Here is a 25160-nt window from a genome sequence, read left to right as displayed (position 1 = left end):
AGTAAAAAGGAGTGGATGAATAATGACTAAGATTGCCTATATAACCGGAGGCGGTAGAGGGATGGGAAGAGCGATTTCCTTAGCCGTTGCAAATAATTATCAGGTAGTTGCCAGTGATATTAATATAAATAATGCCAAAGAAACGATCGAACTTGTTAAAGAAATAGGCGGAGAGGGCTTTGCTGTACATTGTGATGTAACGAGTTTAGAAAGTGTAGAACAATCTGTAAAGGAAGTGCAACAGAAGTATGGAAGTATTGATTTACTTGTAAATAATGCGGGATGGGATAAAATCGAACCATTTTTACAAAGTGAACCCGATACTTGGAGAAAAGTAATAGACATTAATTTAATGGGGCAAGTACACACATGTAAAACGATCCTGCCGTTAATGATTGAAAAAGGGAAAGGAAAAGTAATTAATATTGCTTCAGATTCTGGACGAGTAGGTTCAAGCGGAGAAGGAGTTTACTCTGCTGCTAAAGGTGGTGTAATTGCATTTACAAAGACGATTGCGAGAGAAATGGCTAGATATCAAATAAATGTGAATTGCATCGCCCCAGGTCCAGCCGATACGCCGCTTTTCCAAGAAATAGGATCTTATAATAAAGGGATTGCTGCTGCACTTGAGAAAGCCATTCCATTCCGAAAATTAGCTCAACCAGAAGATATAGCTGGTGCCGTCGCTTTTTTTGCTTCAAAGGAAGCGGATTATATTACCGGGCAAACACTTTCTGTTAATGGCGGTTTAACGATGTGTTAACAAGAGAAAAGTAATGAATGGATAACGATTGGGCAGCCTTCTGCCTAAGTTATTAAGGGTAGTTATTTTCTTTGCAGACTAGTAAATGAGTTTAGGAGCATACCAAACAAGCCGAAACCTTTTCCGGCTTGTTTGTGTTTTTAGATTCTTATGATAGGAAGAATAAGTGCTGTTACTCTTCTATATCATAAGAATGTTTCTCGTCAATGGTTCCATCTTGTTTATATATCACAAGATGGGTTTTTTTATTTTGAGCGATTTCTTTTGCCCTTTTTACTGCTTCTGCTTTCGTAGGAAGTATCTCAGATGGTTTTTTCCCATGATCAGTTGTAATAGCCCAACCATCATCATGGGGCAGTACATGTTGTCCTTCTTGAATTCTTCTACTCTTATCTTTATCCGCTTTTCCTTCGGGTTGTAAATCACTGTCAGATGATTGAATCATTTGGTTTCGTTCTTTCGTTGCTGCATTTCTATACCATTTCTTACTTTGTTCAATTGCAATTGGAATAGCACGACTTTCATTATAGCCATCACGTATGAGACTGTTAGCTATTTCGATGGCTTTTTTCTTTATCGCTGTTTCTAAGTTTTTGAATGAATCTGGATAATCTGTCGTATTCCAAGGCATATTCTCCACCTCCTAGTTGATTATTAAATTCATACCCTAGTTTGATAGAGTTTACTCATAAAAAATAAAAGAAAAAATAGTACATGATAATAGTGAAATATCTAAAAATTTAGAATAATGATTGACAAATGATGGGTATCTATTTAAAATTAAAACAATGTTTTGTTATAGAAACATAATGAAGAGGAGGAATAGAATGCCTATCATAAGAGTAAGTGAAGAAATGAAGATTCATTATAGGGTGAAGGGCGAAGGAAAGCCGCTTATTATTTTACACGGGTTGGGTAATAATTCTCAGTCGTGGACAAAACAATTAGAAGGTTTATCAGATGACTTTCAAGTATTTGTATGGGATGCACCAGGTTATGGGCAAAGTAGTGATCCGGAAGAAGAGTTTACAAGTTTCCAGCAATTTGCTGATGTACTTAAGCAATTCGTCGATGCATTAGGATTACAGAAATTTTACTTACTTGGTCATTCCATGGGCTCTGCCATTGCAATAGATTTTACCTATCGTTTTAAAGATCGAGTTGAATTACTCATTATTGCTGATCCAACACGAGGGGCTGCTGGGAATAGTGAAGAAGAGAACAGGAAAAAGTTAACTAGAAGAGTTTATAATGTGTCAAATCTAACAGGAGAAGAACTAGCAAAACAAAGAGTAAGGGAATTGTTAGCGCCAGAACCTAATCTGGAGGTAGTGAAAGAAGCAGAAAGAATTATGGCACAAGTTCGACCGAAAGGGTATATCTCGGTTGCTAACTCTTTATATTCTTTGGATCACACAGATATTTATGGGAGCATAACGACGCCAACTTTAATAATATGTGGTGAATTTGATAAGGCAACTCCTGTTGAGGAAGCAGAAATCTTCCATCAAGCGATTGCTGAATCGCAGTTGGTCATTATCCCTAATACAGGTCATCTATGCTATCAAGAGGATCCGGCATCTTTTAATGAAGCTGTACGGAAATTTCTGCAAAATCCTGTAAATATATAAACGAAAATGATTCTTAATATCTTTTTCAACGATTTTTTGTTAAAATAGTAATATAGTATTTACTGGGAAAGTGGGGTGATGGAGTGGCTAACGGTGAAAAAGAGCGATATAATGCCAATTCATTAGTCAGAGGATTAGAAATTTTGAAACTATTCAACGGCGGACGTTCAACGATGTCTTTAGCTGAAATTGCGAAAGAATTAAATGTAAGTCGTACTGTACCATACCGTTTACTCTATACATTGCAAACGTTAGGTTACTTACATCAAGATGAACATACAAAGCGCTATAGCTTAACACCAAAAGTGCTTGAGCTAGGGTTTGCTTATTTAAATAGTTTAAACTTACCTGAAATCATTCAACCTTATTTGGATACGCTCCGTGATACAACTGGAGCGTCATGTCATTTATCGATATTAGATGATTATGAAGTCGTATACATAGGCAGTGCACCTGTTCGCGGCGTATCTGCCATTAATGTAAATATCGGTTTAAGATTGCCAGCACATGCAACAGCTAATGGTAAGCTTCTATTAGCTATGCAGCCAGAAGCAAAGCTACGTGAAATAGTGTATGGATCAAACTTAAAACCGTATACAGAAAAAACGCAAACTGATTTACCTGGCTTCTTTGAAGAATTAGAAACAATTAGGAAAAATGGTTATGCTATTTCTTTAGGTGAATTCCATCAAGGCATTCAATCGGTAGCGGCACCAATATATGATCGTAGCGGAAAAGTAGTGGCAGCTATTAATATTGTCGCCACTGATGTTACCTATCAGAATGATTTTATCGAAAAAGTAGCCCTACCGAAAATACTTGAAATATCTAAACAATTATCGGGTCTTATTGGAAATTAATTCACTAGAAGACTCGAACAATTGTTGTACCCGAATCTAATGGATTCGGGTTTTTTGTATTGGAATTATTCTCTTTCTTTTAAACGAAGTTTTTTCCATTGCTTATTTCACCTCTGGACAATTTCGCCCTAGTAGGTAAAAGTTTAAACTACTAGATGAACGATGCATTAGAAACCCTTCATTTGTCTCTCCTTTTATAAGTAGTCCCCAATAAAAAAGTCATTAAATGAATAGATTCGCTAGAAATAATATTGAAATCCTATCATAAAGTGTCATTTATCTCTTTAAATTTACTAAGGTTTATGGCTGCTTTAACTGATATGCCCTAACTAATAGAGGAAGCAAACTCACTTAAGATGAAATAATTTTCTGTATAAGTATAGTGAAAATAGTTTTAATTTATAAGAATCTGTATTGACAAAATTTTTTAAAAATTTTAAGATTATATAAACTTTGTTTTGTATAAAAAACAAAGTTTTGAATGGATAGATATTTTAATGGGGGTGACTTTTTATAGTTAGTGATTTTTTCCAGCATATTATAGGAGGGTAAAGGATGTTAACAGGAAAGAAAAGATGGTTGTATATTGCTGTACCGATATTCTTCTTTTGGTTTTTTGGCCAAATTGATAAGCTCGGTATTTCTATTATTCAAACAGATGCTGATTTTCTTAGTGATTTAGGCATTACTGGTGAAAATGCCAAGATTGGTTTTATCACATTTATATTCACAATTGCTTATGCTGTATCAAACCTATTCTGGGGTGTGATTATTGATAAACTAGGTGCCAGAAAAACAGCAATGTTAGGATTAGTTGTTTGGACCATAACGATGATTACCGCTGGCTTATCAACTACATATGAGATGTTTATCTTATCAAGAATCGTTCTTGGCCTTGGTGAGGGTATGATGATTCCTGTGTGTGGAAAATTCATTGCTAACTGGTTTCATTATAAAGAATTAGGAAAAGCACAAGCATCATGGTTATCTGGTAACTATTTAGGTCCGGCTGTGGGTGCTTTAATGCTAACCGCCATCATTGCTAGTCTCCATTGGCAAGCTGCATTCTTCTTACTCGCTGCTTTTAACTTATTGCTTGTACTGCCACTTTTTTATTTTCTTACTAGAGATACACCAGAAGAGCATAAAGGGATTACACATGATGAGCTTTCCTATATACGTGAGAAAAACCCGGTTGATAAAAAAGATGAATCGAAAAGTTTTGCCCAAGACTATCGTTACTGGATTGTATGGTTTGGAATGCTGATGTCTTCCTTTTTATTTTTTGGTATAAGTATCTGGTTACCTACTTATTTAATTGAAGCGAAAGACTTTTCGAGGGAAGCGATGAGTAGTATTACATCATTATCTTGGTTATTTGCTTTAGGATTTGTCCTTATTTGTGGGTACTTATCAGATAAGACAAACCGTCCAAGCCTTATGGCGACCATTTTATTTGCATTAACCACGATCTTTTTATGTGGTGGCATTATGTCACCTAACGCGATCATTGCTGGTATATGCATGGGATTAGCTATGGGAACACAAGGTGGGGTCTTCCATCTAAGTAATTTGTTTATTGTGAAATTCTCTACACCTGAAACCGCTGGGAGAGCAGCAGGTATGATGGGATTCACTAATATTATGGGTGGTTTTGCCAGTTATATTATGGGATATTTACGAGATCTATCTAACGGAGACTTTGGGACGTCAATCATTGTTTTAATTTTTGCCTCTGCTTTAGGTTTTGTTGCTTATTTATTTACACTTAAACGTGAATCAGCTGAGTTAAGGGTTATTCATAATAATCAGTCAATAGTAAGTTAATTGTTTGATTTCAACTATTTATCTTTTTAAAATTTTCTCAAAATTTGTTGACTTTTTTGTTAACAGATTTTAAAATTGATTTATAGGAGAAACAGTGTTTCTAATATAAAACATAAAGGAGTGTTTTGAAAATGGCAATTGATATTAAAGAATTTGAAAAGAAGCATGTAGCAAGATTACAGGATCGTTCATTAGATTGGAATGTTCTTAAATTCCAAGAAGAAATTGACCCAAGATTTAAAAGAGCACAAATGAGATATATTGGTCGTGGAGCCACTGCAAATGCTGATTCTAATGTTATTGCAGCTGAGCATTTTACATTAAGCACGATGGTATTACCTGCAGGGTGTATTGGACCATTGCATTTACATGATGATGTTGAAGAAGTTTTCTTTATTATTAAAGGAAGCGTAAAAGCGCTGATTCAAGAAGTAGATAGTGATGAGGTTCATGAAATTCGTTTAAATGAGCGTGATTGTATCAGTTCACCACCTGGTGTCTATCGTGGGATTCATAATGATGGTGACGAAGAAGCATTAATGTTAGTTATGCTTGGTGCTGTTAAACCGAATTTGCCAACTTACGTAAAAGGGAGCGAATTAGAAGAACTTCGTCTTCAAAGAGCGAAAGAAAGAGAAGCAATTATTGCAGACAAATAATGAAGTGAGGTAAGGAAGGCCAATATCATATGGTCTATCCTTACCGATTTTTATTAACATACTATATTCACCAATAATTTGTAACGAGCGAAACATTTACCACGAAATTTCGCTTTATTTATAGAGGAGGTTTCAAAATGATTGGTATTACCCATTTAAGACATATCAGTCTCATTACTCCGAACATTGAAGAACAAGCTGCCTTTTATGAAAAAGTTTGGGGATTAGACAAAACGGCTGAGGATGAACAAACGGTTTATTTCAGAGGAGCAGGACCTGAAAATCATATTCTAAGTTTACACAGTGGCGACAGAAGTGCTCTTCATCATATCGCATTTGGCATGGTGGATAAGCATGCGGTTGACCGTGCTGCAGAATATTTACAAGAAAAAGGCGTACCGATTGTTCAGGCACCCGGCTATTTAGATGAAGAAGGTATAGGTTATGGCCTCCGCTTTGCTGATCCGGAAAATCGTGTAATTGAATTATCAACATGGGTTGAAATTCATACATCCATTTGGAATCAAAAAAATGTAGACCCAGTGAAGCTCAATCATGTCGTAATGAATACAGCTGATTTACAAATGATTACAGAATTTTATACAGATATTCTTGGCTTTAAAGTGACGGACTGGAGCGAAGATAAAATGGTGTTCTTACGTTGTAATCGAAAACATCACTCCATTGCTTTTAATCAAGAAGGTCATGCATCTGTTAATCATATTGCTTATGAAGTTGACACAGTAGATGAAGTAATGCGTGGCATTGCTAATGTGCGTAAAGCGGGATTTAGTGAACTATGGGGACCAGGTAGGCACGGCCCAGGAGATAATATCTTTTGCTATTTCAAGGACCCGGGTAATTTTGTCATGGAATACACTTGTTATCTTGAAACGATTGAGGACGAAGCAGAATGGAAAGCAAGAGTATGGAAGCGTGTACCACACTTAATGGATCAGTGGGGAATCGCCGGACCGCCATCTAAAGAAGCACGGGCAGCAATGGGGGGAAAACCAGATCCAGGCTGGGCAAAATTACAATCATTGATTTAATGGCTTACTTGAGAAAGGAAGAATGTAATGGATTTAGGATTAAAAAATAAAGTAGCAATTATTATGGGTGGTACCTCAGGTGTTGGATTGAAGACGGCTGAGATGTTTCTAGCTGAAGGTGCTAAAGTCGCTATTTGTGGTAGAGATGAAAGAAGAAAAAATATGGCAGAGAAGCATTTAACAGATTTAGGATCTGCTAACAGCATTTTTGCCGAAACATGTGATGTAACGAATAAAGAAGATGTACAGCGTTTTGTCAAAGGTACAGCAGAAAAGTTTTCGGGTATTGATATTTTAGTCAATGCAGCTGGGCAAAGTGTGATGGGACATTTCTTTGATGTCACTGATGAACAATGGGAACAACAAATTCAATTAAAGTATTTTGCTATCATCCACGCTGTAAAAGCTGTTCATCCATACTTAGTTGAGCGTGGTGGCGGTCGCATAATCAATATAAATGCTACGCTCGCGAAAGAACCTGAGAGACATATGATCGCAACAGCTGCAACAAGAGCAGGATTACTTAATTTAAGTAAAACATTATCTCAAGAACTGGCGAGTGATAATATTCTTGTAAATTCAGTAAGTCTTGGCTTAATTAGAACGGATCAATGGGAAAGAAGAAGGAAAAAGAATGCACCCGACATGGATCCGGAAAGTTATTATGCAGACTTAGCGAAGAAAAGAAATATCCCACTAGGACGTGTGGGAGAAGCAGAAGAAGTAGCTAGTGTGATTTTATTTTTAGCATCCAAACACGCAAGCTATGTCGCTGGTTCAACTATTGAAACAGCAGGTGCATTAGGAAAGGCATTATAAATATACAAAAAAGGTAGGAAGATACTAATGACAGAAACAAAGCAAATGGAGCAAGCAGAGTTAACAGAAAACTCAGAAATGAACTTTACCGTTGCTGATGCGGTTGTTCAAGAGCTTGTTAGAGCGGGTGTAACGACAGCGTTTGGTATTGTAAGTATACATAATATGCCAATTTATGATGCCATTTTACGAGAAGGAAGCATCCATCTTGTGTGTGCACGTGGTGAAAGTGGAGCGGTGAATATGGCCGATGGCTATGCACGTGTGACAGGAAAGCTTGGTGTTGTCATTACGAGTACAGGAACAGGCGCAGGTAATGCAGCTGGCGCACTTGTTGAAGCTTGGGCAGCAGGTGTACCACTTCTCCACCTAACTGGTGAAGTGGCATCAACCTATTTAGGTACTGGCCGTGGCTATATTCATGAATGTAAAGATCAATTATCAATGTTAGAAGGATGCTCTAAACAAGCGATGCGCTTAAGAGTGCCGAATCAAGCAAAAGCAGTGGTAAGGCAAGCGGTTGTAACTGCTCTAACTGCCCCATCTGGCCCTGTTTCGTTAGAGATCCCCATTGATTATCAATCTGCGATTATTCCTGACCTGCACCTACAAGACTGGTCGGTAAAAACTCCCGAAGTTAACTCAAATACATATATTCCTGAAGATGTACTCTCATTGGTTGCTAAAGCGACGCGTCCTGTGATTTGGGCTGGTGGAGGTGTCATTTCAGCAAACGCATCCCAAGAGTTAACAAGATTGGCCAATCAGCTGGGAGCTGCTGTTATTACGAGCCAATCTGGAAAAGGAAGCATCCCTGAAGATCATCCACAATGCATTGGTCATTTTGCTGCCTATCAAGGCACGAAAGAATTGCTCAAGAATGCGGACTTGTTAATTAGTGTCGGTGTGAGATTTAGAGGAAATGAAACGTCTAATTGGAAGGTTGAAGTGCCGAATCTTCATATTGCTATTGATGCCGATTGGCAAGGAATGAACCGAAATTACGCTTGTAGTTATGGGCTTGTTGGAGACGCAAAGGATATTTTAAATAACTTAGTCACGCAATTACAAACAAAAGGGGTTCAAGATAAACCATCATATAAAGCTGAAGTAAAGCACCTAAGAGAAACATTACGAGCTAATTTACGAGCAACATTAGGACCATATGAGCAAATAATGGACGAAATGAGAGCAGCATTACCTAAAGATACAGTGCTCGTACGAGATGTTACCGTGCAAGCTAACGTATGGGGAAGTAGATTGTTCGAGATTATTGAACCGAGAACATCTATTCATGCTTCCGGTGGTGGAATTGGTCAAGGGTTACCGACAGCGATTGGTGCTCAAATCGCTGCAAAGGATCGCAAAGTAGTTTTAATGGCTGGTGATGGTGGTTTTATGGTGAATGTTGGTGAAATGCCGACTGCTGCCCAAGAAGCACTGCCGCTTATTGTTGTCTTGTTTGATGATGGTGGATATGGCGTTCTTCGTAATATTCAACAAAATGCATATGGTCGTCAAGTAGCTGTTGATCTACTAAGTCCTGATTTTGTGCAAATGGGAGAGTCTATGGGATTTGATGCGGTACGAATTCATTCAAGTGATGAATTTGCGGTAGAAATTAATAAAGCGGCAAAAAGTGTTAATCCCACAATTATTGTTGTAGATATGGAAGCTGTAGGACCAATGGCTAAGCCTTTTGAAGGACCTCCTGGTGCTGCTGATGCATTTAAACCGAAGAAGTTATAAGCAAACATCTGAGTAAAGGAGGAAGCATAATGATTTCAACATATCCTAAAGTGTCTGGCAAGTTTTTAATTGATGGTAACTGGTTGGAAGCGGACAAGAAAAAGGAAGTCATTAATCCAGCAAATACGCAAGAAGTTGTTGGAGAAGTTGCTCTTTGTACAAAGGAGCATGTAGATAAAGCAATAACAGCAGCAGTGAAAGCATTAGAATCTTGGTCTCAATCAGATATTCACGAACGCGCAGCAAAAATGAAGGAAGCAGCAGGAGCGATTGAAAAAATCGTTGAAGAAAATGTGAATTTGCTCGTAAGGGAAAATGGTAAAATATTAGTTGAAGCAAAGAAAGATTTACTTCGATGTGTCGACATTATGAGAGAAGCGTCCGATGAATTATTAAATTGGTGGCAACCAGAGGCATTAGATGGAGAACAAAAAGTGCAAATTCGTAGAAGGCCAAGAGGGGTAACAGCGGTCATCTCCCCATGGAATTCACCAATGATCTTAACATTTAAGCGCGTAATTCCTGCTATTTTAACAGGGAATACAGTCATCGTTAAACCTGCTACAAGTTGTCCACTTACGATTATGACATTTCTAGAAAAGGTCGCTTCATACTTTCCAAATGGTGTATTGAATGTTGTAACGGGATCAGGTTCATTAATCGGGGATGCGCTATGCAAAGATTCTAGTGTACGTACAGTTGCCTTTGTTGGTAGTACGGAAACGGGTAAAGAAATCATGAAAGCGTCAGCTAGCAATGTGAAAAACATTTTTATGGAATTAGGCGGGAATGATGCTGCCATCTTTTTAGAAGACGCGAAACTCGATGACGAATTGATTACTAAGTTGAGATTTGGGATCTTACGAGCAGCTGGTCAAGTATGTTCAGCAGTTAAAAGGGTATATGTGCATGAATCTCGATATGAAGAGCTTGTGGAAAAATTGCGGAAAAAGTTCCAATATATTCGTGTTGGTAATGGGATTCAACCAGATGTAGAGATGGGGCCGTTAAATAATCAAACACAATATGAATATGTAAAAGGATTAATTGCGAGAGCGAAGGATACAGGGGCAGAAGTCCTTACAGGTGGAATCAAAATTGATCCAGATGGTTGGAATGATGGATATTTTATTGAACCGACTATTATTACTGGTGTTGCTCAAAATAGCGAAATTGTTCAAGCGGAACAATTTGGACCAGTTATTCCAATCCTCTCATTTCAAACAAATGAAGAAGCCATAAAACTTGCAAACGATAGCCATTTTGGTTTACGCGCTTCTGTTTGGACAGAGAATGAAGAGGAAGCGATTATGTTTGCTGATCAATTAGAAGCAGGAGCTGTATTTATTAATAACCATACCGTATTCCAGGACCTTCATTTAGATTTTCCTGGTTTAAAAGAAAGTGGTATTTCACGCGAAACAAGACACTGTAGCTTGGAATTTTTTGCAGACACATATGGATTCGCGAATTAGAAAGTAGGGTTGAAAAAATGAAGCTGGGATTAATAGGTGGCGGAAATATCGGAAAATTTTTGCTGCAATCTATCAATAACGATCAATTGGTTGATGGTGCACAATTCGTTGGATTGTATACAAGAAATCAAGAGAAAGCAAATGAGCTGGCAGAGCAGTATGATTTGCGAAGCTACCAAACCATAGATGAGCTGATTGCATCAGATATAGATGTGATTGTTGAAGCAGCAACTGTAGAAGTTGTTCGAACACATGCCGCATCGATTCTCACACATGGGAAAGATCTTGTTGTAAGCAGTGTAGGCGCGTTTTCAGATAACGACTATTTTCTCCAATTAGAAACGATATGTAAAGAACATGGGACAACGATTCATTTACCATCAGGAGCGGTAGGAGGTTTGGATATATTAAAAGCTGCTAAAGCTATCGGTGCTTTACAAGAAGTAGCGTTAACAACAACGAAGCCACCGCATGCATTAAATGGGGTTAGTCTTGAGAAGAAAACAGTCTTATTTGAAGGTAATGCCTATGAAGCGATTAAACAGTTTCCTAAGAATATTAACGTATCAATCATTCTATCGTTAGCTGGACTTGGTTCAAAAGAGACAAAAGTGAAGATTATTGCTGATCCAAAAGCATCGAAAAATAGTCATGAGATTACAGCAAAAGGGGCGTTTGGAAATGTGAAACTAGTGGTTGAGAATGATCCGATGCCAAACAATCCAAAGACAAGTTATTTAGCAGCATTAAGTGTTCTCTCAACATTGAAACATAAAGATCAATCTATCAAAGTGGGATAGGGATAAGTTACAATAATCTTTGCGACATCGATGAATCAATTGGTAAGAAGGGGGATTACTATGATTAAAACGGTAAAAGACTTAGAAGATATGACGAAATCGGAATTATTGGAACATTTGAATGATACGGTCAAACCGGAAGTAGGCGAAATACCTGCATACATTTTGGCCGATCCGAAAGTATATGATCTAGAACATAAAAAAGTCTTTATGAAAACATGGATATTTATTGGTCATGAATCAGAAATACCAAATAAAAATGATTATATGTTAAGAGACTTAGCCGGGTATTCAATTATTGTATCTAGAAATGCAGATAGGAGCATCAAGGCATTTTACAATATGTGTACACATCGCGGTATGAAGTTGTGTCGTGCAGACAAAGGGAACAAATCTGCTTTTGTTTGTCCATATCATGGATTTAACTTTAAAAACAATGGTGATTTGATTGGCGTCCCACTACAAAAAAATATCTATGGTGAAGAGCTAGATAAATCTACAATGGGTTTAACAGAAGTGCGAATTGAATCCTATAAAGGGTTGTTATTTGGTACTTGGAATGAAGAGGCAGAATCATTAGATGATTTTTTAGGAGACTTTAAATGGTATCTTGATATCTTAGTAGGTCGAGCTGAGATGGAAGTGCTAGGCGCTCCACAACGTTTCGTTATTCATTCAAACTGGAAAATTGGTGCTGATAATTTTGTTGGTGACTCCTATCATACAATGGTGACACATGGCTCAATTGCTAAATTAGGAATGGTACCTTCTGCAACGTATTCCAAAATGGGTTATCAAATTCATAGTGAAAATGGTCATGGTCTAAACCTTGGGACACCAAACCCTGATTTTGCTTTCCCAGAAGAATTAATAGAAGAGTATAAATCTAATTTATCGACAGAACAGTTTGAAGTATTAAGTAACTTGAAGAATATGATCGGGAACATCTTCCCTCATCTATCTTTCTTAATTTCACATACGAAAGTAAAAGGGCAATTGATTTCCAATACCACTGTTAGGTTATGGAGACCAATCGATCACGACAAAATGGAAGTGATTGCTTGGTTTTTAGTTGAAAAAAATGCGCCGGAAGATTGGAAGAGGCGGTCACGTGAATCCTTTGTCCTTACTTTCAGTCCATCAGGCATTTTTGAACAAGACGATACGGAAGTATTTACGGATATTACTGCCGCAGCAAAAGGGCCTATGCCAGTAATAAAAAATTTAACTTATAACTACACAATGGGCATGCATAGAAAACCTGTAGACTTTATCGGTCCTGGTGTGGCTTATGATGATAAATTTTCTGAAGCGAACCAAAGAAATTTCTATAAATATTGGCTGGAGCTAATGAATAAATAAATTTTCGTGAAGAAAGGAGATAGATGAGATGAGTATGGAAAAAATGCTTGCAAACTATGAATTTGAACAATGGCTATATAAAGAAGCACAATTATTGGATGATATCGATTTTGATGGTTGGTTCAGTTTGATGCATCAAGATTTGAAATATCAAATGCCAGTCCGTATAAATAAGGAAGGAACAGAGCGTCCTGATTATACAACAGATATGTTTTGTTTTGATGATGACATTGACTTATTAAAACTCAGAGTGGATCGGTTAAAAACAGATTATGCTTGGGCGGAAATTCCACCTTCTCGAACTCGACGTTTCGTCAGTAATGTAAAACTGGAAGGTTATAACGCGGAAGAATGGGCGTCAGTAAATAGTTATTTACTTCTTTACAGAAGTAGGAGTACAGATATCCATCACGATATTATTTCAGGAGAACGTCGCGATGAATTCAAGTTCGAGGATGGCAAATGGAAATTATCGAAACGGGTGTTTATCGTGGATCAAACGACAATCAATACTCGAAATCTAGCAATCTTTATTTAATTTATTCACAAGGAAGAGAGGAGAACAACTAGAATGGCGGAATTTGATGGTCGCTCACTTTATATAACTGGTGGGGCATCAGGTATTGGGAGAGCTGTGGTGGACTCATTTCTGAAAGAAGGAGCATACGTGACGATTCTTGATCGCTCAAAAGACGGATTAGCTGCAATCAAGGAACAATATGGTGAGCAGGTGATTTGTATAGAAGGAGATGTGACTCATTTTGAAGACCACGAAAAAGCTGTATATCAAGCGGTTGAAACATTTGGGAGACTAGATGTCTTTATTGCTAATGCAGGGGTGTTCGATGGGTTTGCAAAATTCGAAAATGTGACGGCTGAAGCCATGAATGATGCTTATGAATTATTAATGAACATTAATGTAAAAGGGTATTTTAACGGTGCGAAAGCTTCACTTCATGAATTGAAAAAGACAAAAGGTAATATCATTTTTACCGTTTCTGGTGCTGGATTTTACCCTGATGGTGGTGGGGTATGGTACACCGCTAGTAAACATGCGCAAATAGGTTTAATGAGACAATTGGCATTTGAGCTTGCGCCAGATGTCAGAGTGAATGCAGTTAGCCCAGGTGGGACATTAACATCACTTAATGTCATCACACCTTTAAGACCGTTTGTGAAAGAAATCGACAATGATACGAAAGCAAAAAGCATAAAAACGAGAAACCCATTAAGAATTGCAATGAATGCTGATGATCATGTCGGTCCATATTTATTATTAGCTTCAAGTAAATCACGCGCCATTACTGGCGAAGCCATTTCAAGTGATGGCGGTCTTGCCATCAGAGGTCTTAGTTAAGAAAGGGATGAATGATAATGGAATCAAATACAAAAATGCAGCCACTTCTTGGTAGTAAAGAAGTTAATCAATTAGCTTTTGTTGTCAATGATATTGAAAAAGCCTCAGCTGATTTTTCGAAATTGTTAGGTATTCCTAATCCTGGCTGGTTTTTAACAGGTGATGAGGAAGTATCTAAAGTAATATATAAAGGAAAGCCGACCGCTTCTCAGAGTAAACTAGCATTTCTAAATACACCGACTGTTCAATTTGAACTCATCGAACCTAATATGGAACCGGGAACAATGCGTGAATTTCTTAACGAGATAGGAGAAGGAATCCATCATATTGCCGTTGATGTTGATAAGATTCAAAATCATTTGCCGAACCTCGAAAAAAACGGTTATCCACTTCTTCAATCAGGTGAGTTTACATCAAGTGATGGTAGGTACGTTTATGTTGATACCGCGAATGAAACGAAAACTTTGATTGAATTGTTAGAAAGCGCAGAACCTAGGGATACTACATACAAAGCGGGAGAAGATAAGCCACTATTAGGTACAAATGTTGTGGAACAACTGGCTATTGTGGTAAAAGATTTAGACAGAGCAGCAGATAAGTATTGTCAATTGTTAGGCATAGAAAAACCAGCAGTGATTCAATCAGGGAAAAGTGACATAACAAAAGTTGTATATAACGGTGAAGCTACGGAAGCAGATAGTCGCTATATGTTCATTCGTACACCATTATTAGAAATTGAATTAATCGAACCTGGAAAAGCACCAAGCACATGGAAGACTCATTTAGAATCATATGGTGAAGGTGTCCACCATATATCCTTTGTTGTAAAAGATATGGATGAAAAGATTACTCTTCTAGAAGAAATGGGTTATCCTGTTATTCAAAGAGGAAATTTTTATAACGGAAAAGGCAGATATGCTTATATGGACACAACTTCAACTTTTAAAGTCATCATTGAGTTATTAGAAAAATATTAAACAATATTGGGAAGCGCTTTGTAAATGAAGATGTATACAAGGTTGCTTCTCTCAATTTTTTTAAAATCATACAAAGTAGTTGATTTTTATTATCTGAATATTAAAATAAATAAGCGAGGGTTATTATATGGAATTAAAGGAGAAAGCATTAGCACTTCATCGTTTGCATAAGGGAAAATTAAGTATTAGCACAAAGGTTTCGGTAAGAACGAAAGAAGATTTAAGTTTGGCGTATTCTCCAGGTGTAGCTGAACCTTGCTTAAAGATCGCTGAAAATGAAGAGAAAGCTTACGAATATACGAGTAAGGGCAATATGGTCGCAGTCGTTTCAGACGGTAGTGCCGTATTAGGACTTGGAAATATTGGTGCACAGGCATCTTTACCTGTTATGGAGGGAAAAGCGATTCTTTTTAAAGAATTTGCCAATGTCGATGCAGTGCCGATCTGTCTTCAAACCAATGATGTAGAGGAGATTATCCGTACGGTGAAATTATTAGAGCCATCATTTGGAGGTGTGAACCTTGAAGATATATCTGCACCTAGATGTTTTGAAATTGAACAAAGATTAATTGAAGAGTGTGGAATTCCTATCTTCCATGACGATCAACACGGTACGGCAATTGTAACAGTAGCTGGTTTAATCAACAGCTTGAAGGTTGTAGGGAAAAACCTTGATGAAATAAAAATAGTCGTAAATGGTGCAGGTGCAGCAGGGATCTCAATTATAAAATTATTAAGAAAATTGGGCGTTAGAGAAATGATTCTTTGTGATACGAAAGGAATGATTTATAGCGGAAGAGAAGAGGGTATGAACGCGATTAAAGAAGAGATGGCCAAAATAACAAACAGTAAGTCTCTATCAGGTACGTTAAAAGAGGCCATTAATGGGGCGGACGTGTTTATTGGAGTCTCTGCAGTAGGTGTATTATCTAAAGAAATGGTACAAACAATGAATCGTGATGCGATCATTTTTGCGATGGCTAATCCAAGTCCAGAAATCATGCCAAATGAAGCCAAAGATGCAGGAGCAGCCATCATTGGTACTGGCCGATCTGATTTTCCTAATCAAGTGAATAATGTATTAGCTTTTCCAGGAATTTTTAGAGGGGCATTAGATGTAGGAGCAAAAGTAATTAATGAGGAAATGAAAATTGCGGCTGCTTATGCAATAGCGGGCATCATTAACGAAGAAGAACTTACTAAGGACTATATTATCCCAGATCCATTTGATATCAATGTAGCGAACAATGTGGCAAAAGCAGTTAGTGAAGCGGCCATTTCTACTGGTGTCACAAGAAAGGCATATAGTGAACCAATTTTTATATAAAATAATGAATTCGCCGGGGATGTTTGTCCAAACAAAGTCAAGATGTGGACATACTATAATTGTGTAAGATCTCCTCCCTATTAGATCTTTTGATCTACTTTGGCCACAAGCACTTGAAACTTGTGGTCTTTTTTTATGCCCAATTAGAAACAAAATAAAGGCTACCGAACATGCCGGCAGCCTTTACTCTCACGAACACCATACCTCCTCAAATATCAGCCCTTGTTATCTGGTTTTTTATTTATCACTATCCCTTCCTTTGTTTGTTTCAAAACCTGATGACCAAAAACAGCGATACCTGCTGCAATAATACCGTTAACAATCGCATCCAAAGAAAAACCATATCCGATGCTCCCAATACCGATAGAACATATAAACAAGATCCAAATGATTGTCCAATCAGGGATAATAGGGGTCTGTTTGAGTGCATGTCCAATGAGCCAAAGCGCCGGTATTAATACAAAATAATTTTGGTTCAAAAATTGCACAAGATTCATGTCAACACCTCCTTATTCCGGCTATTAAATATTTTATGAAAACCGCATAAGATTGCTTGTTCGCTTGCACTATGTTTAGAAGGAGAAAAGTATTATTTTTCGTAGAATACTAGAAATAGTAATAAATAAATGCTTATTTTAGGTTTTCTGTTGTGTGAGATAGTGATGAATAATCTCAAAATTTTCATCAATGAAAGCATCTTTTGAGTAGCCTAATTTGATTATTTCTCATGATAGCCTGTCTCTTTTACCTTTCCACTTGTATATAAGGAATGAAAGGGGGGAGAGAATATGGCACAAACTATTTTAGTTGATTCAAAGCTTCGATTAAGTTTTGAGACAGGTGTGAATGAAAAGGGGGAAGTGGAGTATAAGGTAAAAACTTTTAGTCATGTGATGGCAGAAGCTACCGCTGATCAATTGTATCGATTTGCCGAGGCGTATGGATCGTTGGCACAATCACCACTTGTTTCCATCCAACGAAATGACAACCATGATATTTTACAATCATAATATTTTAAAGGGGAGAATAAAAAATGACTAAAAAGTTAGAGTTAACCTTTGGAACGTCAGATGGAAGTGTTTCGACCATTTCGGTTGATGACCCTAAAGAACCAATAGACATCGCTGAGGTCATTTCGGTAATGGAAGAAATGATTGCTTCAGAGGCGGTTCAATCTACAAAAGGAAAGCTTACTAATGTTAAAGGTGCAAGACTTGTAGAAAGAACCGTTACCGATTATGAGTTAGAGTAATATCGGTTGATTGTTACCAAGCTGCATTTTTAGGTGAACCTCTACCTCTTGCAAGGGAAGAGGTTCACTTTTTAATTGATCTTCTATTTATTATTACGTTATATTTGGGAGGGGAATATGTGAGTGAGCTTGTTAAAATGATCAGTGAAGTCGGCTTTCCTATCATTGTGACATTGTTTTTACTTTATCGCATTGAGGCGAAGTTAGATGTAGTTGTTCAATCGATTCAAAGCTTGCCCGAAAAGCTAAAAGAATAAGAGCGTAATTTGTTGACAGTGATGGGGATAGATGCTAAATTTAATTTAACCGTTACTCATTAGTGATATATGAAGAAAGCTTTTCCTAGGATTGGATAGGTCTTTGTAAGTACGATGATTAAAGGTGAATTTTTATATGGTTGTTTCTTCAACCATAAGGAGGATTTTTTGTTATGAAAAACGGTAAAGTAAAATGGTTTAACGCAGAAAAAGGTTTTGGATTTATTGAAGGCGAAGACGGAAATGATGTATTCGTACATTTTTCTGCAATCCAATCTGAAGGATTCAAATCACTAGATGAAGGTCAAGAAGTTTCTTTCGAAGTTGTTGAAGGTGCTCGTGGACCTCAAGCGGCTAACGTTAATAAATTATAATTCGATAATCAACAGCCTAACATATGTTAGGCTGTTTTTATATATGAAGATAATAGTTGCTCTTTTTCACTTAATGGGACGCCGAGCTACATTCATTAAGATGTGCCATATCAAAAGTAGGTACGGGTGATGCTTGAAACTCTCTCCACATTCCCTCATTAATCAATAATCTCTTGTGTTACTTCTTTGCAAAGTTTTTCCACCATACTTAATTTTATATATGTATCTTTTTAGGTTGTTCTTGATCCACAGGACTCATTATTTTCTTTATCAGTACACATTTAAAGAAGGGTATCTATCACATTTAACAAGATAGCCATCTAAAAGGTTGGATGGTGCGGTTCCAGGGTTTGGCTACTAAATATTAGCCAACTTAACTTTATTGGTTCAGTTGGCTTGAAAAAGGAAAACAAATACTTGTTTCTGTTTGTCGAAAGTTAAATCACATCACAGTAAAAATGTTGAGAAGTGCTTAACTAATTATTAGATATATATTTATTGCTTCCAGGAAGTTTCTTCGTTTCATACCAGGCTTCAATTGCTTCTTCACGACTTTTCCCTTGGTTTTCTGGGTCAGCAAAAAAGTCACGAATGAAAAGGTTGTATTCAAATTGAGGTGCAATGTTTTTCGTATACGAAGGGTCTTTTTTTCGTTCTTCCTCCTCATACCAAGCGTTTACAACATCACGATACGTTTTTCCAACATTGTTTTTAAAATAATTTTGGATATAGGTGGAAAAATGAAATTTCGGGATAATTGTCTTAAAAAACGCTCTAACATTTTGACTACAACGATGGTTTTCCGTAATAACTGTATCAAAACTTAAATCTACTTGAGGTTCCATCTTCTTATTCACTTTTGATTTTCTGAGAGGTTTTTTATCTCTCCTGTCCGAAGAAATATTTCAATCCTACTGGAAATTTCTATTTTTGAACCAGAAGCACTTATTCCGTTTTCTCGACAAAAAGATTGTAATTCTTCCTTTAACCAATAGAAATCTTTAAAACTTTCTACACTAATATCTTTCGTAAGGTTAGGTCTCATAAATCACACCTCCATATTTATTTTTATTATAGAACAATTGTTCTTAGTTTACAAAAATAACCATAACCAAAAACAACAAAGTTTACGAAAACAGCCTTCAGAAAGAATGTTAACATCCATGAATGAAGACAACTCATCCATCATTTGGATAATACAGATCATAAAAGACCAGCTCTGTACCATCCCACGTTCTAGCCATTAACAGTTTAAGTGACCAATTTTCTTATCAGTTTGGATCAGTTCATTTTTCTGTTTACATACTTTACTAATGAAATAATGACATCTAATTGTATTAATGCTCGCTCTAGTCTTTGTATTCCTTTATTTGTTTTCATGCTAGATGAATTTTTCCGAGAACTGAAATAGAAAAAAGTAATCATGTAATAGGAAAAAGGTAGTAAGGTATAGCTTGTAATAATACAAGATTATTTGTGATAAAATGGAGAGAAAAGTGGTTTCGTGCTATGGCATGAAGGAAACTCAAGACATTTATTACCGTAGCTAGAGCTGAATTGTTTTGGTTGCGGCAATATTTATTACTTAGCCAACAAATATCATCATTAGGATATTCATCTACAATTTGATCATTTAATAAAAGTTATATTGTTAAAAAACTCGAGCAAAATCAAATGGATATTGGTTTTACCCATTACAAATAAAATCAGCAGAAGCATGGGCATTATTACGTTTATGGAGACAGGCACAATATGTTGTCGTTGCGTGTAATCATCCATTGTTCCAATTTGAGAGCGAATCTTTTATTCTATTAAATAAATTGGAAGTACCAAAAGTTACAAATTACCGATTCGTGATGGACTAACATATATCATCAATCATGCCTCGCGTAGCATGCTGTATTGATGACTATTACCAATGTACCGAAGCATTCGGTTACCTATAGAAGTTCGACATTAAGATTTATAAATATTGAAGGTACAATCACAATGTGGAGAAAAGCAATCTAAAATCCAGTATTTAATGAAGGTTTCAGTAGCTAAACATAGATACATAGAAGAGAGGGAAAATAAATGAAATTTATCCATACAGCTGATTGGCATTTAGGCAAGCTTGTTCATGGGGTTTATATGACAGAAGATCAACGGTATATGCTCAAGCAATTAGTTAAGCTTGTCGAAGAAGAACAACCAGATTGTTTAGTGATTGCAGGTGACCTTTATGACCGATCTGTCCCGCCAGTTGCTGCGGTTGAATTATTAAATGAAGTATTATTCACAATCAATGTAAAATTAGGTGTCCCCATTGTGGCAATTGGCGGAAATCATGATAGTGCAGAACGATTGTCATTTGGCAGTTCGTGGTACCAACAAAGTAATTTTTACTTAGCTGGAAAGCTGACTGACACGGTTGAAAGTGTGAATATTAAGGGAGTGAATTTTCATCTTGTCCCTTTTGCCGAACCAGGTTTAGTAAAATATGCTTTCAATGATGATCGAATTAGCTCTCATGAAGAAGCAATGAAAGCGATTATTGAAAAAATAGACAAGAACATGAATCATAATGAGCCAAATGTGCTCGTTGGCCATGCATTCGTACTTGGAGGAGAAACGACAGATTCAGAGCGAATATTATCAGTTGGTGGTTCAGGTTGTGTAAGTGCCAGTAACTTCGATTTATTTAATTACACAGCTCTTGGACATTTACATAGTCCAGATGCGATATCACATGACAAAATTAAATATGCTGGGTCTCTGATGAAATATTCTTTCTCAGAGGCCAAACAACAAAAATCGGTTTCAATTGTTGAGATGAATGAAAATGGTACCTTTCAATTAGAGCGGAAAAGTTTAAAGCCGCTCCGAGATATGAGAGAAATTGAGGGCTATTTAGAAGAGTTATTAGATGAGGGTTATTATAGTGAACAGAAAAAGGATGATTATTTAAAAGTTACTCTATTAGATGATGGAGCATTGATTGATCCTATTAACAAATTACGGCAAATATACCCAAATATTCTTCATTTAGAGCGAAAACGTACGTTGCAGGATATGAAAAAGAAGACTCACTTAAATATTTTAACCGATGAGAGAAAAAGTGAACTTGAGCTATTTACGCATTTTTATCAAGAAGTAACAACCGCTGAATTCACTAAGGAGAAGCAAAATATTATCGTTGATGTAATAGAAAAAATGAGAAGGGAGGGAGTTGGCCAATGAAGCCACAGTTACTAATAATGCAAGCGTTTGGACCATATGCGGGGAAAGAAAAGATTGACTTTACTCAATTAGGCGGTCGTTCAATGTTTGTTATATCCGGAAAAACAGGAGCGGGAAAAACAACTATTTTTGACGGTATAACCTTTGCCATTTATGGTAAAGCAAGTGGGGAAGATCGCATGGGTGCAGACTTACGTAGTCAGTTTGCAGAAGAAGAATTGATAACGGAAGTATCGCTCACATTCACAATCAAAGAGAAACAATTCTATATTGTTCGCTCCCCTCAGCAGTTGAAGAAAAAAAAGAGAGGGGATGGCTTCACAACCGTTGGAGCAAAGGCAGAATTATATTCGATTGCTAAAGATGGTACACAACAGCAATTAGCTGCGAATGTGCGCGATGTAGATGAGAAAATTAAAGAAATCATGCTTATTGATAGCAATCAATTCAGGCAAATATTGATGATTCCACAAGGAGAGTTCCGAAAGTTACTCACATCAGATAGTAAAGAAAAGGAAGTCATTCTGCAAAAACTATTTCATACAGAGATATATAAAAGAATAGAAGAAAGATTAAAAGATGAAGCAGCTGAACTGCGAAAAAATGTGGAAGCGAAAATCGAGCAAAAGCAGAGAACCGCTCAGCAAATTCATGCAGTTATGAATCAAGAGTTACAGAGAATACTAGATGAGGATCAGTTCCAGTCTATCAATCATCATCAGTTTGTGAAACTTTTATCAGAAGAATTGGCACTAATGGAAGAGAAAATAATTGACTGGTCAAAAAAGATAAAAGAGCTTGAAAATACTAGTTTAGAATATCAGCAAAAGAAAATAGAAGGAAATCGGTTGATTGAACAGTTCACATTAAAGGAAAGATTAACGGAAAGGTATGAACAGCTAAAAGATAATGAGAAAATAATGTCGAAGAAAGAGAAAGATTTATCATCGGCGTACAAGGCAGCTGTCTTATTCGAACAGGAACAACATTGCCATCGTCTAAAAAAAGAAATTAATCATATTTCCGAGCAAATGCAATCAGTCCAAAGTGAAGAAAAAATTCAGCAGGAACGGCTACTGTATGCAAATAAAGCATTAGAAAAGGAATTGCTCCGTGAGAAAGAAAGAGAAACAGTAGAATCGGAGTGGTTGTCATTAAAAAATTTACATGATGATATACAAATTTTTGCTGACACAGAGCAAAAGGTCTCTTTTTTAGATCATGCAATGACAAGCAAAAAGAACGAGATAGAGAAAAACCAACAAAAACTTGATCATTTACAGCAGGAATTAAAGAAAGTAAAAGCAGAGAAGCTAGAGCTTGAGAAAAGCCAAGAGCATATGCTATCAATAGAACAACATCTTCATCAACTAAAATACGAAAGCAAACAAATACAATCACTTATACAATTAGAGAGTGAATTAGTGATTGAAAAGGAAACTTATAAAGAAAAGGACAAATATCTACAAAATGCGATTGCTCGCCTGAATGATAGTAAATCACTTCAGGACGAACTCGAGAAAAAGTTGATAGAAGGGCAAGCAAGTATTCTAGCAAGGCAGCTTCAACAAGGAGAACCATGTCTTGTTTGTGGTTCTACTCATCATCCGTCAATTGCCAATGGTCATGAAACCATTCCAACTGAAGAGGATTTAAATGCAGCTAAACATCAAGTATTAGACATTGAAAAGGAAAAAATAGCGGCTGAGCAAGCATACTACCAAGTACAATCTAAACTTGAATTTATCGAAAAATCAATTGCGAAATTATTGCGAGAAATACAATCAGAGCATTTACCCCTTCTCACATTAGAAAATGCCAAAGAAGTTTTAGCAGAAGTGGAAGAAAACGAAAGAAAAAAAATGCAACGGAAAAATCAACTAGAAAAAGAAAAATCCAGGTTGAAGGAATGTCAAGAAAAAATCATAGTGTTAGAAGAAGAGGAAATTCAGTATGCAGAAAAAACAGCTACGCTTAACCAATCTATCCTCGATTTAAACAATGAATATATAAAACATCATACTTCACTGCAAAGGTTGATTAAGATTATTCCTGAAGACTTGCGTTCTTTACCACAATACAAAATGGCTTTACAAAATAAACAGGAACAATTGCAGACATTAAAAGAGCAATTAAAGTTTGCAGAAGAACAGAAAGAAAAAGTTACTAAACAATTAACCATTTTGAAATCGCGGTATGAAACATTCACTCAACAATATGACCACTTACAAGGACAATTAGATCAGGAAAGAACGGACTTTGTTAATCGAATGCATGAACAAGGCTTTCAAAGCTATAGTGAATATGCCAATGCACAGATTTCAGAAGAGCTGCGTGAACAAATCGCTCAAGAGATCCGCTCGTATCGTGAAGAATTTCGTTCGGTTAATGACCGCTTAAATGAGTTGACGAATCAATTAAGAGATGTAATGAAACCAGACCTTGAGCAAATTGAATTGAAATTAAACGAACTCGTTGATAAGATTCAATTTGAAAATGAGCAATACAATCAACTTATGTATAAAAAAAGAGATAATGAAAAGGCATATACACTTTTAGAAAGTATCCATGAAGAAATTGCTGGTCTAGAAGAACGTTATCGCCTCATTGGTCATTTATCTGATATTTCGAAAGGACAAAATACGTATAGATTGACGTTTGAGCGTTTTGTTTTAGCGGCTTTCTTAGATGATATTCTTATTCAAGCCAATTTACGTTTATATAAAATGACGAACGGAAGATATGAATTAACGAGAAAAACGGATCGTTCCAAAGGGAATGTACAAAGTGGGTTAGAACTACTTGTATTTGACCAGTACACGGGACAGGAAAGACATGTTAAAACATTATCAGGTGGGGAGAGCTTTAAGGCTTCTCTTGCTCTAGCATTAGGTCTTGCTGATGTAGTTCAATCACATGCAGGTGGCGTTTCGATGGAAACGATGTTTATTGATGAAGGTTTTGGTACACTTGATCCTGAATCATTAGAACAAGCGATTGAATCACTCATCGAAATCCAGAGTAGCGGAAGACTAGTTGGTATCATTTCCCATGTTCCCGAGTTGAAGGAAAGAATGGATGCACGCCTAGAGGTAGAGTCATCCAAAGGGGGCAGTACAACTAAGTTTATTTTTACAACATAAGTAATTTTGGACTCTCTTCATTGATAAGAGAGTCCTTTTTATGTAACCAATTGAATCACATCACTTCGTTTCAAATACTTTTTTGCCGAGCGGTTATGAACTATTCATAGTACCTTCGGGCGAATAGGTGTGTTTGTTTATTGTCACTTTATTTACAAAAAGGAAGTACTGATACGAAAGCAAAAAATAGAGATGAGAGCAGAACAGAAAAGATAAGTGCGTCACTCAGAACGAAAAAATAAAAATGAAAACAAGGT

General features: G+C 36.6%; 23 protein-coding genes and 1 pseudogene. 21 read left to right on the top strand and 3 right to left on the bottom strand.

Annotated elements, in window-relative coordinates; all coding sequences use genetic code 11:
- The first annotated feature begins 22 nt into the window (after positions 1–22).
- Entirely contained in the window at positions 23–763 is a 741-nt protein-coding gene (locus tag H9655_RS06120; protein ID WP_191812000.1) for an SDR family NAD(P)-dependent oxidoreductase, read from the top strand.
- Positions 764–935: 172 nt separating this feature from the next.
- On the opposite strand, the gene H9655_RS06115 is transcribed toward H9655_RS06120, so the two are convergent.
- A complete protein-coding gene (locus H9655_RS06115) occupies positions 936–1394 on the bottom strand; it encodes a DUF2188 domain-containing protein (protein WP_191811998.1) in 459 nt (152 codons plus the stop codon).
- 196 nt (positions 1395–1590) lie between these two features.
- Here H9655_RS06115 and H9655_RS06110 point away from each other — a divergent pair, with 196 nt between their 5' ends.
- From H9655_RS06110 to H9655_RS06045, 14 genes are all read left to right on the top strand, one after another.
- The gene (locus H9655_RS06110) at positions 1591–2394 is read left to right on the top strand and encodes an alpha/beta fold hydrolase (protein ID WP_191811996.1); all 804 of its coding nucleotides are present in this window, start codon (positions 1591–1593) and stop codon (positions 2392–2394) included.
- Between the two features lie 83 nt (positions 2395–2477).
- Positions 2478–3254, top strand: a complete 777-nt coding sequence (locus H9655_RS06105) for an IclR family transcriptional regulator (RefSeq protein ID WP_191811994.1) — start codon at positions 2478–2480, stop codon at positions 3252–3254.
- A gap of 555 nt (positions 3255–3809) precedes the next feature.
- The gene (locus H9655_RS06100) at positions 3810–5081 is read left to right on the top strand and encodes an MFS transporter (RefSeq protein WP_191811992.1); all 1272 of its coding nucleotides are present in this window, start codon (positions 3810–3812) and stop codon (positions 5079–5081) included.
- Between the two features lie 131 nt (positions 5082–5212).
- Positions 5213–5740 (top strand): cupin domain-containing protein, encoded by a 528-nt coding sequence (locus tag H9655_RS06095; protein ID WP_191811990.1) that lies wholly within the window; start codon positions 5213–5215, stop codon positions 5738–5740.
- 137 nt (positions 5741–5877) lie between these two features.
- Positions 5878–6792 (top strand): VOC family protein, encoded by a 915-nt coding sequence (locus tag H9655_RS06090; RefSeq protein ID WP_191811988.1) that lies wholly within the window; start codon positions 5878–5880, stop codon positions 6790–6792.
- A gap of 27 nt (positions 6793–6819) precedes the next feature.
- The gene (locus H9655_RS06085; protein WP_191811986.1) at positions 6820–7611 is read left to right on the top strand and encodes an SDR family oxidoreductase; all 792 of its coding nucleotides are present in this window, start codon (positions 6820–6822) and stop codon (positions 7609–7611) included.
- Between the two features lie 27 nt (positions 7612–7638).
- A complete protein-coding gene (locus tag H9655_RS06080; RefSeq protein ID WP_191811984.1) occupies positions 7639–9360 on the top strand; it encodes a thiamine pyrophosphate-binding protein in 1722 nt (573 codons plus the stop codon).
- 29 nt (positions 9361–9389) lie between these two features.
- Positions 9390–10835 carry an aldehyde dehydrogenase family protein gene (locus H9655_RS06075; protein WP_191811982.1) on the top strand — a complete coding sequence of 482 codons (1446 nt, stop codon included), beginning with the start codon at positions 9390–9392 and terminating at the stop codon, positions 10833–10835.
- Positions 10836–10852: 17 nt separating this feature from the next.
- Entirely contained in the window at positions 10853–11635 is a 783-nt protein-coding gene (locus H9655_RS06070) for an aspartate dehydrogenase (protein ID WP_191811979.1), read from the top strand.
- A 60-nt stretch (positions 11636–11695) separates the two neighbouring features.
- The gene (locus tag H9655_RS06065; protein ID WP_191811977.1) at positions 11696–12997 is read left to right on the top strand and encodes an aromatic ring-hydroxylating dioxygenase subunit alpha; all 1302 of its coding nucleotides are present in this window, start codon (positions 11696–11698) and stop codon (positions 12995–12997) included.
- A gap of 43 nt (positions 12998–13040) precedes the next feature.
- On the top strand, positions 13041–13535 hold the full coding sequence (locus H9655_RS06060; RefSeq protein ID WP_263600736.1) for an aromatic-ring-hydroxylating dioxygenase subunit beta: 495 nt from the start codon (positions 13041–13043) through the stop codon (positions 13533–13535).
- A 33-nt stretch (positions 13536–13568) separates the two neighbouring features.
- Positions 13569–14354: an SDR family NAD(P)-dependent oxidoreductase gene (locus H9655_RS06055; protein WP_191811973.1), complete on the top strand. Its 786-nt coding sequence runs from the start codon at positions 13569–13571 to the stop codon at positions 14352–14354.
- 17 nt (positions 14355–14371) lie between these two features.
- The gene (locus tag H9655_RS06050) at positions 14372–15331 is read left to right on the top strand and encodes a VOC family protein (protein WP_191811971.1); all 960 of its coding nucleotides are present in this window, start codon (positions 14372–14374) and stop codon (positions 15329–15331) included.
- Between the two features lie 127 nt (positions 15332–15458).
- Positions 15459–16658, top strand: a complete 1200-nt coding sequence (locus tag H9655_RS06045; protein ID WP_191811969.1) for an NAD(P)-dependent malic enzyme — start codon at positions 15459–15461, stop codon at positions 16656–16658.
- 215 nt (positions 16659–16873) lie between these two features.
- Here H9655_RS06045 and H9655_RS06040 read toward each other — a convergent pair whose 3' ends face one another.
- Positions 16874–17155 carry a phage holin family protein gene (locus H9655_RS06040; protein WP_191811967.1) on the bottom strand — a complete coding sequence of 94 codons (282 nt, stop codon included), beginning with the start codon at positions 17153–17155 and terminating at the stop codon, positions 16874–16876.
- A 291-nt stretch (positions 17156–17446) separates the two neighbouring features.
- Here H9655_RS06040 and H9655_RS06035 point away from each other — a divergent pair, with 291 nt between their 5' ends.
- The 4 genes from H9655_RS06035 to H9655_RS06020 all read left to right on the top strand — a co-directional run bounded on the left by H9655_RS06035 (position 17447) and on the right by H9655_RS06020 (position 18541).
- Positions 17447–17668: a DUF1659 domain-containing protein gene (locus H9655_RS06035; protein WP_191811965.1), complete on the top strand. Its 222-nt coding sequence runs from the start codon at positions 17447–17449 to the stop codon at positions 17666–17668.
- 23 nt (positions 17669–17691) lie between these two features.
- Positions 17692–17910 (top strand): DUF2922 domain-containing protein, encoded by a 219-nt coding sequence (locus H9655_RS06030; protein ID WP_191811963.1) that lies wholly within the window; start codon positions 17692–17694, stop codon positions 17908–17910.
- A 137-nt stretch (positions 17911–18047) separates the two neighbouring features.
- Positions 18048–18167, top strand: coding sequence for a YvrJ family protein (locus H9655_RS06025; RefSeq protein WP_225230489.1), 120 nt, complete (start codon positions 18048–18050; stop codon positions 18165–18167).
- Positions 18168–18340: 173 nt separating this feature from the next.
- Complete coding sequence (locus H9655_RS06020) at positions 18341–18541, top strand: cold-shock protein (RefSeq protein ID WP_191811959.1); 201 nt, start codon at positions 18341–18343, stop codon at positions 18539–18541.
- Between the two features lie 476 nt (positions 18542–19017).
- Here H9655_RS06020 and H9655_RS06015 read toward each other — a convergent pair.
- Positions 19018–19586, bottom strand: a pseudogene (locus tag H9655_RS06015) (DUF6434 domain-containing protein).
- Positions 19587–20614: 1028 nt separating this feature from the next.
- On the opposite strand from H9655_RS06015, the gene H9655_RS06010 reads away from it, so the two are divergent.
- The gene (locus H9655_RS06010) at positions 20615–21760 is read left to right on the top strand and encodes an exonuclease SbcCD subunit D (protein WP_191811958.1); all 1146 of its coding nucleotides are present in this window, start codon (positions 20615–20617) and stop codon (positions 21758–21760) included.
- The gene (locus H9655_RS06005) at positions 21757–24903 is read left to right on the top strand and encodes an AAA family ATPase (RefSeq protein ID WP_191811956.1); all 3147 of its coding nucleotides are present in this window, start codon (positions 21757–21759) and stop codon (positions 24901–24903) included. Before H9655_RS06010 ends, H9655_RS06005 begins: the two co-directional genes overlap by 4 nt.
- Positions 24904–25160: the final 257 nt, after the last annotated feature.

The sequence above is a fragment of the Cytobacillus stercorigallinarum genome (genome assembly GCF_014836495.1).
In the GTDB taxonomy this organism is placed as follows: domain Bacteria; phylum Bacillota; class Bacilli; order Bacillales; family Cytobacillaceae; genus Cytobacillus; species Cytobacillus stercorigallinarum.
Note: the sequence above shows the minus strand (reverse complement) of the source record. Positions and strands in the feature narration are given on the sequence as shown.